This is a genomic window from Paraburkholderia sp. D15 (assembly GCF_029910215.1).
In the GTDB taxonomy this organism is placed as follows: domain Bacteria; phylum Pseudomonadota; class Gammaproteobacteria; order Burkholderiales; family Burkholderiaceae; genus Paraburkholderia.
The window spans coordinates 2,896,922-2,911,208 of sequence record NZ_CP110396.1 but is presented as its reverse complement, the minus strand read 5'-3'; the positions used below and the strand labels follow the sequence as shown (position 1 = coordinate 2,911,208).

Genomic DNA, 14,287 nt, shown 5'->3' with positions numbered 1-14,287 from the left:
CGCTTAGCGCTTTATCCGTAGCCGCCAGGCGCCGCCACCGGCTCAGCGTTTCATCCGGTCACGCACCGCATCCGCGACCTCGCCGGCCTTCGACTGCACCTTGCCGGCGAGCTTTTCCGCCGCGCCTTCGGCTTGCGTGGTGCGATTGCCGGTGACCTTGCCGATGGCTTCCTTGACGGAGCCCTTGACCTGCTTGGCCGCACCTTCGACACGATTCTTGTCCATGACGGTTTCCTTGTAAAAGCGGGGTTGCCCGTGGTTGGGTTGGAGTCCAACCCAGACTTCGTCAGCACGGTTCGTTCCCGGGGCGCTGGTGCCGCCGTCGCCACCCTCGCCGTCGCCACCCTATGAGCAACGCCTGAAGGAAAGCGTCGCCACAAACAGGGGAAGGACACCGTTACTTCGACCTGGTCCCCTTGCGGCGCGGCGCGCTGCCGGGCGTGAGACCGAAATGTCCGCGAGTCTGCGCCCACACGATCGCCTCGCCACGGCTATGCACGTCGAGCTTCGCGTAGATCGTGGCGACATGGTTGCGCACCGTGTTCGGCGCGAGCCCCAGTTCGCGGGCGATTTCCTTGTCCGCGAGTCCGTTGCACAGACAGGCGAACACGTCGCGCTCCCGCGCGGTCAGATCGGCGAGATGACCGCCCGCGTCCGGCGCATTCGCGCGGCGCACGTTGACGAGCTTTTCGATCAGCGTCTGGCTGAACCACGAGGCGTCCTGCATGACCGTTTCGATCGCGTTCACCAGTTCCATCTCGGAGCGCTTGCGCTCGGTGATGTCGAGCAGCGTCATCAGCACGCAGTCCTTGCCGTGGATGCTCACCGCTTCCGCCGACACCAGACAGTTCAGCGATTCGCCGCCGTGACTGCGCACCGAGAACTCCACGTTGCGTATGCTGCCCGACTCCTCCAGCGCTTCGCTGATGCGCGCGCAGGCGTCGTCGGTCCACAACGGACTCTGATCGAGCGGCTTGCCGATCAATTCCTCGGAGCCGAAGCCGGTCGTCACCGTAAAGGCGTCGTTGATGTCGAGCGTGGTGTAGTCGTCGGCGACGAACAGCGCGGTGGCCACCGGCGTCATGCGGAACGACTTCTCGAAGCGCTCCTCGCTCTGCCGCAACGCGCTTTCCGCGCGTTTGCGCGGCTCCAGATCCATGAACGTGAACAGCATGCAGGCTTCTTCGCCGATGTCGATCGGCTGGCCGGCCACGATCACGAACTTGTTGCCGCCATCGGGCAGGCGCAGCAAGGCCTCCATCTGCGGAATCGTCGCACCCTGGCTAAGACGCTCGACCGCCAGCTCGCGCGTCTCCGAGCCTTCGAACACGTCGAGTTCGTACACCGAGCGGCCGATCACGTCGTCGCGCGCATAGCCGGTCATTTCCAGAAAGCCCTGGTTGACCTTGATGTAGCGCTGGTCGCTCAAACGGCAGATCACCGCCGGCGCGGGATTCGCGCTGAAGGCTTTTTCGAAGCGCTTCTCCGCGCTCGCCCATTCGCTCGCGTCGTGCAGGATCAGCGCGAGACAGTCGGGTTCGCCGCGCGCATTGGTCAGCACGAGGCTGCGCACGCGATGCACCCAGTTCACTTCGTCGTCGTGCGCGGGAAAGACTTCGACCACCACGTCGCTGAAGCACTCGCCCGCGACCACGCGTTCGATCGGATAACTGCCTTCCGGCAGCGGATGGTTGTTGCGGTAACGCAGGCGAAAGCGCTCGCGGTATTCGGTGACGTCGGCGCCGAGTTGCGCGATGTCGTCGATGCCGTGCATGTCCAGCGCGGCCTGGTTGGCCCACACGATAGTCTGGTCCGGTTCGACCAGAATCACTCCCTCGGTGAGGCCGGTAATGATCTGCTGCAACTGACGACGGTCGGTCTGCGAGCGCAGCACTTTGTCGTCGGGCGGCGGGGCCTCGTCGGTGGTGGGAGATTGCACCAGGGGATCCGGTGCAGCGGAAGTCGTGTCGGTCATTGTCTGATTGTGCACGCCCGAGCCGGGCGCAAAAGCCTGTCCAGACCGAAGAATCGCTGAAATCGCGGCGTTGCGCCAATCGCCAATGCACCAGTTGGGCTGATGCAAGTGCACCATGTGCAAAACGGGCCAGATCGGCCCCATCGGGAAGTCGGCAAACTTCTCGCTTTCGTGCGACCGGATGACCGATCAAGGCGGTCTTATCCGGTAAAAAGTACTGCGCAGAGGACCACGGCGAGCGCGTGGTCCTCCGCGTGCCTCAAGCGCCCAATCCGGCGAGCGGGTGCGCATCCCGCTTCCACGGCGACGCGAGGAAATGCCGGACCCGCTCGGGCCGCACCTCCGCGAGCGTCGCGGGTGCCCAACGGGGCTTGCGGTCCTTGTCGATCAACTGCGCGCGCACGCCTTCGCAGAAGTCGCCCTCCTCGATCACGCGCTGGACCACGCCGAGTTCCATCCGGAAGCATTCGGCGAGCGACATCTGGCGGCCGCGCAGCAGCGCCTCGCGCGTCACGTAGAGCATGGTCGGCGAGTGACCGGTCAACGCGTCGTACGCGAATTGCAGCCATTGACGGACTTCGCGCGGCGGATCGCGTTCGAGATCGTGACGCAGCGTCGCGACGATCCGCTCGACGCTCGAACGCCGGTCGAAGTGCCGCAGGATCAATTGCGTGAACGGCCCGAGCGCCGCGTGCGGCACGATGTTGCACGGCGGCTCGAACACGCCGCGCAACGCGGCGAGCAGGTCGCCGTCGTGCGGCATGCGTTGCAGGCGTTCCTCGAAGCTCGCGAGCCAGTCGGCCGGCACGCACAGATCGGCAAGCTGCAGGCGCAGCGCATCGGCGCCGGACAGGGTCGCGCCGGTCAGACCGACATACAGTTCGAGTTCCGCCGGCATCACGCCGAGAAAACGCGTCGCGCCGACATCGGGCAGAAAGCCGATGCGCGTCTCCGGCATCGCGATCTTGCTGCGCTCGGTGACGATGCGCAGCCGCGCCGCCTGGCCGAGCCCCATGCCGCCGCCCATCGTCACGCCGTCGAGCAGCGCGACCACCGACTTCGGAAACGTGTGCAGCGCGTAATCGAGCCGGTATTCGTCGACGAAAAACGCGAGCCAGCGGGCGTCCGCGTTCTTCGCGAGCCGTTGCACCTCGCGCACGTCGCCGCCCGCGCAGAAGCCTTTCTCGCCCGCGCCCCGGAGCACCAGCGCGACGATGCCGTCGTCCTGACGGCAGTGTTCGACCAGCACCGCGAGTTCGCGCACCATCGCGTGCGACAACGCGTTCAGCACGGCCGGCCGGTTCAGCGTGACGATCGCGACGCGATTGACCACGCGAAACAGGATCTCGCGCTCGGCTTCGGCGGGCGCGCCGGCGTGCGCAGCGGCTTTGGCGATGACATTGATGACATTGGGCACGGCGCTCATCGCGTGGGCTCCTGGCCGGCGGCAGCGGAGTGGGCGGAGTGGGCGGGTTGTGCCGATTGCGCGCCCTGCGCCACCTGCCAGCGCGGCGCGCGTTTTTCCAGGAACGCGTTGACGCCTTCGCGCTGATCGGCGCCGTCGAACAGATCGACGAAGCGCTCGCGCTCCAGCGCCAGCGCCGCACCGCGCGGCACGCCGTTGCGCGCCTGATGAATCAGTGTCTTGCTGAAGCCGACCGCCTGCGGGCTGAGCGTCGCGACCCGCGCGGCCATGGTCAGCGCAGCCTCGCGCGCCGCGCCCTTCTCGACCACTTCCTCGACGAGGCCGATGCGCAGCGCGGTCGCCGCGTCGACCCGCTCGCCGGTCAGGATCATCCGCTTGGCCCAGCCTTCGCCGACCAGCCACGGCAGCGTCTGCGTGCCGCAGCCGCAGGGCAGCAACCCGACCGCCGTCTCCGGCAGCGCCAGCAGCGCGTGCTGCTCGGCGATCCGGATGTCGCACGCCAGCGCGCATTCGAGACCGCCGCCCATCGCGTAGCCGTTGATCGCCGCGATCACCACCGGCCGCGCGTTCTGCAACGCCTCGAACGCCGCACCGAAACGCGCCGCCGCCACGCGCGCGACGTCGCGGTCGCCGTCGGCGAACGTGTTCAGATCGGCACCCGCGCTGAAGAACTTCGGCCCATCGCCGGTGATCACGATGGCGCGCACGCGCGGCTCGTTGTTCAGCTGTTCAACGGTCTGCTGAAGCTGCAGCAAACCCTCGGGCGTGAACGCGTTCGCGGGCGGCCGCCTGAGCGTGAGCAGCGCGAGCGCGCCGTCATGCGCGTAGTCGAGTTCGATCATCACGCGGTCCCGTCCTTGCCGTCCTGACGATACAGCTTGATCACCGCCGAAAAGTCGAGACGTCCCGCGCCCTTCGTGCTCATCGTCTGATAGAGCTGCTGGGCGAGCGCGCCGAGATAGACCGGTTGACGCGCGCTTTTCGCGGCATCGGTGGCGAGGCCCAGATCCTTGAGCATCAGGTCGGTGCCGAAGCCACCGGTATAGCCGCGCGTGGACGGCGCGGTCTCGATCACGCCCGGCATCGGGTTATACGTGTCCGAACTCCAGCAGCGCCCCGTCGACGTATTGATGATGCCGCCCAGCACCTTCGCGTCGATGCCGAGCGCCTCGCCGAGCGACATCGCCTCGGCCACGCCCGCCATCGTGATGCCGAGCACGAGGTTGTTGCAGATCTTGGCGACCTGGCCGGTCCCGGTGTCGCCGCAATGCACAATGTTCTTGCCCATCGCGGAGAGCACCGGCTTGACCTGTTCGTACGCGCTCGCGCTGCCGCCCACCATGAAGGTCAGCGTGCCGGCCGCGGCGCCGCCGGTGCCGCCCGAGACAGGCGCATCGACGAAGGTGTTGCCGTGTTGCGCCGCGAGTTCGGCGAAGGCCTTCACGCTGACGGGATCGATGGTGCTCGAATCGATGATCGTCACGCCTTTGGCAATGCCGGCCAGCACGCCGTCGTCAGCGCTCAGCACGCTGCGCACGTGCGCGGCGGCCGGCAGCATGGTGATCACGCATTCCACGTTGCTCACCGCTGCCCGCGGTGAAGCCGCCGCCTGCGCGCCCGCGTCGACCAGCGCCTGCACCGCTTGCGCGTTCAGGTCGAACACGTTGACCGCGTGGCCGGCCTTGAGCAGGTTGTGCGCCATCGGCGCGCCCATGTTGCCGAGTCCGATGAAACCGATTTTCATGATGTCGTCTCTATGTTGTGGCGGGCCGTTCGGATCACGCGATCAGCGCAGGCTGATGGTCGTGTTCACGCCGTCGTTGACGGTGTCGTCGTCGAACCAGCGCGCGGTGACGGTCTTGGTCTGCGTGTAGAACTGCACGACCTGTTTGCCGTACGGACCGAGGTCGCCGAGTTTCGAGCCGCGCGAACCGGTGAAGCTGAAGAACGGCACGGGCACCGGAATCGGAATGTTGATGCCGACCTGGCCGATATCGATCTCGCTCTGGAACTTGCGCGCCGCCGCGCCGCTCTGCGTGAACAGACCCACGCCGTTGCCGAACGGATTGCGGTTGACGAGCGCGATCGCCTCGTCGAGCGTGGCGACGCTCAGCACCACCAGCACCGGCCCGAAGATTTCGGTGCGGTAGATTTCCATTTCGGTCGTGACGTCGGTGAACACCGTCGGGCCGATGAAGTTGCCCTGCTCGTAGCCCGGCACCTTCACGTCGCGGCCGTCCAGCGCAAGCGTCGCGCCTTCCTTCACACCCGCTTCGATCAGGCCGAGAATGCGTTGCTTCGCCGCGCGCGACACCACCGGCCCGATGTCCGTGTTCGGCTCGCTGCCCGCGTTGACCTTGAGCGTCTTCGCCTTCGCGACGATGTCCGGCACCCACTGCTGCGCGGCGCCCACCAGCACCACCACCGAGGTCGCCATGCAGCGCTGTCCGGCCGCGCCGAAGCCGGCCCCCGCCAATGCGTTCAACGCCTGCTCGCGGTTCGCGTCGGGCAGCACCACCGCGTGGTTTTTCGCGCCCATCATCGATTGCACGCGCTTGCCGTGTTCGCTGCCGAGGCGGTACACATGCGTGCCGACCGCCGTCGACCCGACGAACGACACCGCCTTGACCAGCTCATGCGTGCACAGCGCGTCGACGACTTCCTTGCCGCCGTGCACGACGTTCAGCACGCCCTTCGGCACGCCGGCTTCGAGCGCCAGTTCGACCAGTTGCATGGTCGACATCGGGTCCTGTTCGGACGGCTTGAGCACGAAGGTGTTGCCGCAGACGATCGCCATCGGGAACATCCACAACGGAATCATCGCGGGGAAATTGAACGGCGTGATGCCGGCGCACACGCCGATCGGCTGACGCAGCGTGTACGTATCGACGCCGCCCGCGACGTTCTCCGCGAATTCGCCCTGCTGCAGGGTACCGATCGAGCACGCGTGCTCGACCACTTCGAGACCGCGGAAAATGTCGCCCTCGGCATCCGGAATGGTCTTGCCCTGCTCGGCGCTCAGCGTCTTCGCGATGCGCGGCATGTGCTCGCGGATCAGCGCCTGGTACTTGAGCATGATGCGCATGCGCGCGCCGATCGGCGTGTCCTTCCACGTCTTGAAGGCGGCGTGCGCGGCGTTGATCGCTTCGTTCACTTCCTCCGCGGTCGCGAACGGCACGCGCGCGAGCACTTCCTGCGTGGCCGGGTTGACGATGTCGCGCCACTCGGCGCTCTTCGATTCGACGAACTCGCCGTTGATCAGCAGCTTGACGGTGGCAGCGTGTTGCCCCGCCTGGTTCGAAGCAGTTGCGTTCATGCTGAAACTCCTGTGCGATGGCCGCGCGGCGGCCGGACAATCAGACAATCGGACAATCGAAAATGGCTGGGAACGAAGGAACCGACGAAGGACTCAGCGACGAACTCAGCGCAGGTCCGGGAAATCTTCTTCCCAGTACTCGCCAGGCAGGCGCGCGGGTTCCGCGGCGCGCTCCATTTCGCGGCGCCGCAACTCGACGCGGCGAATCTTGCCGGAGATGGTCTTGGGCAGATCGCTGAACTGCAGCCGCCGGATCCGCTTGTACGGCGCGAGTTTTTCGCGCGAGAACGCGAACACCGCACGCGCGAGTTCGGGGCCGGCTTCGTAGCCGTGGCGCACGGTGACGAAGGCCTTCGGCACGGACAACCGCAGCGCGTCGGCGCTCGGCACCACCGCCGCCTCGCCGATCGCCTCGTGCTCGATCAGCACGCTTTCCAGTTCGAACGGGCTCAGGCGATAGTCGGACGATTTGAAGACGTCGTCGGCGCGGCCCACGTACACGTAGTAACCGTCGTCGCGACGCAGCGCGACGTCCGACGTACGGTAGAAACCGTTACGCATGGCGTGCGCGGTGGCGTCGGCATTGTTCGCGTAGCCGGTCATCAGGCCGAGCGGACGCGCGCCGTTCAGCGGCAACGCGATCTCGCCCTCGGTGACGGGTTGATCGTCGGCATCGAGCAGTTCGATCCGGTAACCGGGCAGCGGACGGCCCATCGATCCGGCCACCACCGGTTGACCCGGCGGATTGCCGATCTGGCAGGTGGTTTCGGTCTGGCCGAAACCGTCGCGGATCGTGATGCCCCACGCGTGCTTCACGCGTTCGATGATCTCGGGGTTCAGCGGCTCGCCCGCCCCGACGATCTCGCGCAGCTTCACCGGATAGTCGGCGAGCGGTTCCTGCACCAGCATGCGCCACACGGTGGGCGGCGCGCACAGCGTGGTGACGTTGAAGCGCACCAGCACGTCGAGCGTGTCTTTCGGCACGAAGCGCGGGAAGTTGAACACGAACACGCAGGCCTGCGCGTTCCACGGCGCGAAGAAGCAGCTCCACGCGTGCTTGGCCCAGCCCGGCGAGCTGATGTTCCAATGAATGTCGTCCGGTTGCAGGCCGATCCAGTACATCGTCGACAGATGCCCGACCGGATAGCTTTGATGCGTGTGCTCGACGAGCTTCGGCTTCGACGTGGTGCCCGACGTGAAGTAAAGCAGCAGCGGATCGGTGGCGAGGGTGATGCCGTCGGGCACGAACTCGGGCGACATCTCGTAGGCGGCGCCGATATCGAGCCAGTCGTTATGCGGCGTGCCGACCGAGATGCGCGTGAGCGGCACATCGAGCGAGTCGAATTTGGCCAGCTCGGCGCTGTCGACCACGACGAATTTCGCGCCGCCGATCTGCACGCGGTCGCGCACGTCGTCGGCGGAAAGCTGGGTGGTGGCGGGCAGCACGATCGCGCCCAGCTTCATCGCGGCAAGCATCACGTCCCACAGTTCGACGCGGTTCGGCAGCATCAGCAGCAGACGGTCGCCGCGCCCCACGCCGACGCTGCGCAGGAAGTTGGCCATGCGCGACGAGCGCTCCGACATCTGCATGTACGACAGACGCAGGCCGTCGCCGGCCGGGTCGTCGACGATCCACAGCGCCGGGTTGTGATTCTCGCGTGCGATCACGTCGAAGTAGTCGAGCGCCCAGTTGAATTCGCCCAACGCCGGCCACGTGAACTCGCGGTATGCCCGGTCATAGTCGGTTCGATGGCGCAACAGGAAGTCGCGCGCGTCGAAAAAACCTTTCGCTGCTGTCATCGTCGTCTCCAGTTTTTTGCTTTATCGCTGCCCCGTGCCGTGCCGCGTGCATTCGCGTCTGCGTTGACATTTCGCCTCCGCATCCGCGCGTGCCGGCGCGGCAACGGTCAAACCCGCTATGCCGACCGCCGTTCAAACCGGGGTTCAAACCGGGGTTTAAACCGAGGTTTAAACATTACGCGCAATCACCATGCGCTGCACTTCGCTGGTTCCCTCATAGATCTGCGTGATGCGCGCGTCGCGGTAATGCCGCTCGACCGCGTAGTCCTCCAGATAGCCATAGCCGCCGTGAATCTGGATCGCCTTCGAGCAGATCGCCTCGGCCGCCTCCGACGCGAACAGCTTCGCCTGCGACGCCTCGGAAAGACACGGCAGCCCTTCGGTGCGCAAGCGCGCCGCGTGATGCACGAGCAGCCGCGCGGCATTCAGTTGCGTGGTCATGTCCGCCAGCATATTGGCGACGCTCTGATGTTCCTTGATCGCCTTGCCGAACTGCACGCGTTCGCTCGCGTACACGCGTGCCGCATCGAACGCGGCCCGCGCGATGCCGACCGCCTGCGCGGCGATGCCGATCCGGCCGCCCTCGAGATTCGACAGCGCGATCCGCAAGCCGTCGCCCGGTTCGCCGAGCAGGTGATCCTCGGGCACCGCGCAATCGTCGAGCGAAATCGGGCAGGTATCGGACGCGCGAATGCCGAGCTTGTGCTCCGGCTTGCCGACGTTGAAGCCCGGCGTACCGGTCGGCACGATGAAGGCCGACAGCCCGCGCTTGCCGCGCTCCGGGTCGGTGACGGCGAACACGATCGCGATGTCGGCGCGCGCGCCGTTGGTCACGAACTGCTTGCTGCCGTTGATGATCCATTTGCCGTCCCGCAGCACCGCGCGGGTGCGCAGATTATTGGCTTCCGAGCCCGCCTGCGGCTCGGTCAGACAGAACGCGCCGATGCTGCGGCCGCTGGCGAGATCGTGCAGATAGCGGTCCTGCTGCGCCTGGCTGCCGAAATTCAGGATCGGCCCGCAGCCGACCGAATTGTGCACGCTCATCATGGTCGCGCACGATGCGCAGCCGGCCGCGACCTCTTCGATGGCGAGCGCATACGCGACGTAGTCGGTGTACGAGCCGCCCCATTGCGCGGGCACGATCATGCCGAGCAGGCCGAGTTCGCCCATCTGCGCGACCACTTCGTCGGGCAGGCGCCCGTCGCGATCCCACTGCGCGGCGTGCGGCGCGAGTTGCTCTGTCGCGAAGTCGCGCGCGGCGTCGCGGATCATGCGTTGTTCGTCGGTGTAAAGGCTGTCCATGGCGCTCGATCCTTTCGCGTTTCCCTGATCGATAAGTGTAGGCAAGCCGCTGGACAGGTTCGATGCTCAGCCCGATCATTCTGGCTGAGCGCATTTGCCATACTGATACCATGCGAAACCGCTTCATGCCGTTCATATAAGGGTTTGGCGCATTGCAACAAGACATCACAAGGAAAACGTTGAGCGCTTTTGCCAGATTGACCTGTATCCGATGAAAAACGACAAGGGCACGATTTCGGTCGGCATGGTCGGGGAAACCCTCGCGCTCGCGCGGGCCAGCGGCTTCGACGCGACGCCGCTCGCCGAGGCGGCCGGCATCGCCGCGCCCATGCTGGCGTCGCCGAAAAGCCGCGTGTCGGCCGCGCAATACGGCGCGCTGTGGGCCGGCATCGCACGCGCGCTCGACGACGAGTTCTTCGGCCAGGATTCGCATCGCATGAAAAGCGGCAGCTTCGTCGCGATGACGCGCACCGCGCTCACCGCGCGCAACGGCGAGCAGGCGCTCAAGCGCGCGGTCGGTTTCATGCAGCTGGTGCTCGACGACCTCGGCGCGCAGATCGACATCGATGCGCAACGGGTGCGGCTCAGGTTCGTCGTGCGCGACGGCGCGAAGCCGCCCGCCATGTTTGCCTATGCGACGTGGTTCATTCTGGTTTATGGCTTGCTGTGCTGGCTGGTCGGGCGCCGCATTCCGCTGTTCGAAGCGCGCTTTCGCTGCGCCGAGCCGCCCTCCGCGCGCGAGTACCAACTGATTTTCTGCGACCAGATGCACTTCGATCAGGCCGAGTCGTACGTGGATCTGTCGCCCGCGTTTCTCGCGCTGCCCGTGATCCAGACCGCCAAGTCGGTCAAGCCGTTTTTGCGCGACGCGCCGGCCAGTTTCATCGTCAAGTACCGCAATGCCGGTTCGCTGGCCGCCCGCGTGCGCAAGCTGCTGCGCGCGCTGCCGATGTCCGGCTGGCCCGCCGCCGATCGCATGGCGGAACGTTTGAACGTGGCCGAGGCGACGATGCGCCGCCATCTGAAGCAGGAAGGCTATACGTATCAGTCGATCAAGGACGATCTGCGGCGCGACATCGCGATCGGCGAGTTGCAGGACACCGACCGCACGATCGCCGACATCGCCGCGTCGGTCGGCTTCGCCGAGCCGAGCGCGTTCCATCGCGCCTTCCGCAAGTGGACCGGCATGCGGCCGACCGACTACCGCCCCGCCGCCGTGCGCGGCGAGCTTACGCGGCGCGCGGAATCGGTGGAATCGGACTAAGCTGTAACGAGCAGGCCTGCCTTTCCAGAGGGTGCGGCCCGCGCCGTCCGGCTTCCCGTCGGCGCGGCGCGGCGGCCGTCAGCGATGAGCACGTCATTACGTCTCCCGTTCCGGCAGTCCGGCGTGCGCGTGCCGCTGATCCGCGGTGGCGTCGCGGGCCGGTTGATGCGCGGCTTGACCGCGCTCGGCGTGCTTTTGGCTGTTGCGTTCGCGTGGTGCGAAGCGGAGGCGGCGCAGCGAGCGGAGACGGTTGAAGCCTTAAAGGTCGTCGTGGTCGGGGTGGCGTCGGCAACAACAACAACGACGGCGAGCGTGCCGGCCGCGCCGCGCCGCGTCGTGGTGATCCCCGTGGACGGAGCGATCGGTCCGGCCAGCGCCGACTTCATCGTCCGCAGCCTGCAGCGCGCCGCCGATCAGCGCGCGCAACTTGCCGTGCTGCAACTCGATACGCCCGGCGGCCTCGATACCTCGATGCGGCAGATCATCAAGGCGATCCTCGCGTCGCCGGTGCCGGTCGCGACGTTCATCGCGCCGAGCGGCGCGCGGGCCGCGAGCGCCGGCACGTATATCGTCTATGCGAGCCACATCGCGGCGATGGCGCCCGGCACGAACCTCGGCGCGGCGACGCCGATCCAGATCGCGATGGGCGGCGCACAACCGCCGGCGGGCAGCAGCATGCCGGGGGCGCCGGGTACACTTCCGCTCGACACCCAGTCGACCGAACTGCGCAAGCAGGTCCACGATGCGGCCGCCTACCTCCGCGGCCTTGCGCAGCTACGCGGGCGCAACGCCGACTGGGCCGAGCGCGCGGTGCGCGAAGCCGTCAGCCTGTCGGCCGGCGAAGCGTTGGCGCAACACGTCGTCGATCTGAACGCGCGCGACGTCCCCGACCTGCTGCGCCAGCTCGACGGCCGCACCGTGACGACCGCCGCCGGCGACATCACGCTCGCCACCGTTCACGCGCCGCTTGTCGTGCTCGAAGCCGACTGGCGCAGCCGCTTCCTCGCGGTGATCACCGATCCCAACGTGGCCCTGGTCTTGCTGATGATCGGCATGTACGGACTCTTCTTCGAATTCGCCAATCCCGGTTTCCTGCTGCCCGGCGTGGCCGGCGCGATCAGCCTGCTGGTCGGCCTGTTCGCGATGCAGATGCTGCCGGTCAACTACGTCGGCCTCGGCCTGATCTTTCTCGGCATCGCGTTCCTGATCGGCGAGGCCTTCCTGCCGACCTTCGGCTCGCTCGGCTTCGGCGGCGTGGTCGCGTTCGTGATCGGCGCGCTGATGCTGATCGACACCGACGTGCCCGGCTACGGCATTCCGCTGCCGATGATCGCCGCCGTCGTCGCATTCAGCGTGTTCTTCGTGCTTGGGGTCTCGCGGCTCGCGCTGCGTGCCCGTCGACGGCCGGTGGTGACGGGCGGCGAGGCGCTGATCGGAAGCGTCGGCGTGGTGCTCGACGGCGGCTTGACCGCGGAGGATGACGGGGCCGCCGCGCCTGTCGATGCGGACCCGGGTTCGGGCCGGGGTTGGGACCGGGGTTTGGACCGGCTTCCGCTGCCGCTAGCGCCGTCGGCGCCGGATTCGCCGCCGTTCGCGGCGCCGCTCTCCGGCTGGGCGCAGGTGCACGGCGAGCGCTGGCGCGTCTGCTGCGCAACGCCGCTCGCGGCGGGCCACGCGGTGCGCGTGACCGCGCGGCGTGGCCTGACGCTGACCGTGGTGCCGGAAGAACGACAACCGCAACGGCCAGCGGAACGGCACGAACAACGACGCGAACAACGAAACGAACAACGAAACGAACAACGAAACGAACAACGACAGGCAGCCCACCCATCGGGAGAACGCTCATGATCGGTTTCACCTTCGGCTTCAGCAGCATTCTCATTCTGCTGGTCGCCGCGCTGATTGCCTCGTCGATCCGGATTTTCCGCGAGTACGAACGCGGCGTCGTCTTCATGCTCGGACGCTTCTGGAAGGTCAAGGGCCCGGGCCTCGTGCTGATCATCCCGGTCGTGCAGCAGGCCGTGCGCATGGATCTGCGCACCGTCGTGTTCGACGTGCCGCCGCAGGACGTGATCACGCGCGACAACGTGTCGGTGAAGGTCAACGCGGTGGTGTACTTCCGCGTCGTCGATCCGGAAAAGGCGGTGATCCAGGTGGCGCGCTATTTCGAGGCGACCAGCCAGTTGTCGCAAACGACGCTGCGCGCGGTGCTCGGCAAGCACGAACTCGACGAACTGCTGGCCGACCGCGAACAGTTGAACGCCGACATCCAGAAGGTGCTCGACGCGCAGACCGACGCGTGGGGCATCAAGGTATCGATCGTCGAGATCAAGCACGTGGACATCAACGAAACGATGATCCGCGCGATCGCCCGTCAGGCGGAAGCGGAGCGCGAGCGGCGCGCCAAGGTGATTCACGCGGAAGGCGAACTGCAGGCCTCGCAGCATCTGCTGGAAGCCGCGCAGACGCTGGCGAGGCAGCCGCAGGCGATGCAGTTGCGCTATCTGCAGACGCTCACGACGATCGCCGCCGACAAGAATTCGACGATCGTGTTTCCGCTGCCGATCGATCTGCTGAGCGCGGTGCTGGACCGCTTCAGCCGGCCGCCGCCCGCGTGAGCCTCGGCGGATCGAACGCGCGCATCGGCGTGGCATAGGCGTCGCATTGACGTGGGATGAATTGATCCAGCGTCGGAAACAGTGCATTGCTTCGGGCCGCATTACTCGACCTGTAGGGCAAAAACTAGAATGCGGCATTATTTTTAACGCTCCCCGGGAGCTCGTCATGAAAATCGCATCCCTCGCTGGACTCGGCGCGTTGTTGACCGCCATGAGCATGAACATCGCCTTCGCGCAAACGCCGGCGCATTCGAACGACCCGTCGGCGCCGAAAACGCGCGCGGAGGTCAAGGCCGATCTCGCCGACTGGCTCGCCGCCGGCTACGATCCGCTCGACTGGATCGACTACCCGAGCAATGCCCAGCGCGCGGGACGCATCGTCGCCGCGCGCCGTGCGCAAGCGGCCGGCGCGACGGTGACGCAGTGATCGCGCGGTAGGCACGCGGTCGGCACGCGGTCGGCACGCGATAGGCACTCGGTAGGCATACCGCAATCGGGCAACCGCCGCGTGCCGGCCACGCGGTGGTCGCGCCGGTACGCGCGCGTTCCTTTCAACACCCCGCCCACAACTTCGTAAATCCACTTG

12 protein-coding genes are annotated in these 14,287 nt (G+C 66.6%); 4 read left to right on the top strand and 8 right to left on the bottom strand.

Features of this window, described 5'->3' with window-relative positions:
• Window positions 1–42: 42 nt before the first annotated feature.
• The 8 genes from LFL96_RS32790 to LFL96_RS32755 all read right to left on the bottom strand — a co-directional run bounded on the left by LFL96_RS32790 (window position 43) and on the right by LFL96_RS32755 (window position 9,819).
• Window positions 43–225, bottom strand: coding sequence for a CsbD family protein (locus LFL96_RS32790; RefSeq protein WP_281002044.1), 183 nt, complete (start codon window positions 223–225; stop codon window positions 43–45).
• Window positions 226–397: 172 nt separating this feature from the next.
• Window positions 398–1,939, bottom strand: coding sequence for a helix-turn-helix transcriptional regulator (locus LFL96_RS32785; RefSeq protein ID WP_281002043.1), 1,542 nt, complete (start codon window positions 1,937–1,939; stop codon window positions 398–400).
• Between the two features lie 295 nt (window positions 1,940–2,234).
• Window positions 2,235–3,401, bottom strand: a complete 1,167-nt coding sequence (locus tag LFL96_RS32780; protein WP_281002042.1) for an enoyl-CoA hydratase/isomerase family protein — start codon at window positions 3,399–3,401, stop codon at window positions 2,235–2,237.
• Window positions 3,398–4,243, bottom strand: a complete 846-nt coding sequence (locus tag LFL96_RS32775) for an enoyl-CoA hydratase (RefSeq protein WP_281003924.1) — start codon at window positions 4,241–4,243, stop codon at window positions 3,398–3,400. The genes LFL96_RS32780 and LFL96_RS32775 overlap by 4 nt, the downstream gene beginning before the upstream one ends.
• On the bottom strand, window positions 4,243–5,145 hold the full coding sequence (gene mmsB / locus LFL96_RS32770) for a 3-hydroxyisobutyrate dehydrogenase (RefSeq protein ID WP_281002041.1): 903 nt from the start codon (window positions 5,143–5,145) through the stop codon (window positions 4,243–4,245). The genes LFL96_RS32775 and mmsB overlap by 1 nt, the downstream gene beginning before the upstream one ends.
• Before the next feature lie 42 nt (window positions 5,146–5,187).
• Window positions 5,188–6,717, bottom strand: a complete 1,530-nt coding sequence (locus LFL96_RS32765) for a CoA-acylating methylmalonate-semialdehyde dehydrogenase (protein WP_281002040.1) — start codon at window positions 6,715–6,717, stop codon at window positions 5,188–5,190.
• A gap of 105 nt (window positions 6,718–6,822) precedes the next feature.
• Window positions 6,823–8,517, bottom strand: a complete 1,695-nt coding sequence (locus LFL96_RS32760) for an AMP-binding protein (RefSeq protein ID WP_281002039.1) — start codon at window positions 8,515–8,517, stop codon at window positions 6,823–6,825.
• 168 nt (window positions 8,518–8,685) lie between these two features.
• Complete coding sequence (locus tag LFL96_RS32755; RefSeq protein WP_281002038.1) at window positions 8,686–9,819, bottom strand: acyl-CoA dehydrogenase; 1,134 nt, start codon at window positions 9,817–9,819, stop codon at window positions 8,686–8,688.
• A gap of 211 nt (window positions 9,820–10,030) precedes the next feature.
• On the opposite strand from LFL96_RS32755, the gene LFL96_RS32750 reads away from it, so the two are divergent.
• The 4 genes from LFL96_RS32750 (at window position 10,031) to LFL96_RS32735 (ending at window position 14,128) form a co-directional block, all read left to right on the top strand.
• Complete coding sequence (locus tag LFL96_RS32750) at window positions 10,031–11,083, top strand: AraC family transcriptional regulator (protein WP_281002037.1); 1,053 nt, start codon at window positions 10,031–10,033, stop codon at window positions 11,081–11,083.
• An 84-nt stretch (window positions 11,084–11,167) separates the two neighbouring features.
• Window positions 11,168–12,931, top strand: coding sequence for a nodulation protein NfeD (locus LFL96_RS32745; protein ID WP_281002036.1), 1,764 nt, complete (start codon window positions 11,168–11,170; stop codon window positions 12,929–12,931).
• Window positions 12,928–13,701, top strand: coding sequence for a slipin family protein (locus tag LFL96_RS32740; RefSeq protein ID WP_281002035.1), 774 nt, complete (start codon window positions 12,928–12,930; stop codon window positions 13,699–13,701). The genes LFL96_RS32745 and LFL96_RS32740 overlap by 4 nt, the downstream gene beginning before the upstream one ends.
• A gap of 166 nt (window positions 13,702–13,867) precedes the next feature.
• A complete protein-coding gene (locus LFL96_RS32735) occupies window positions 13,868–14,128 on the top strand; it encodes a DUF4148 domain-containing protein (RefSeq protein ID WP_281002034.1) in 261 nt (86 codons plus the stop codon).
• Window positions 14,129–14,287 lie beyond the last annotated feature (159 nt).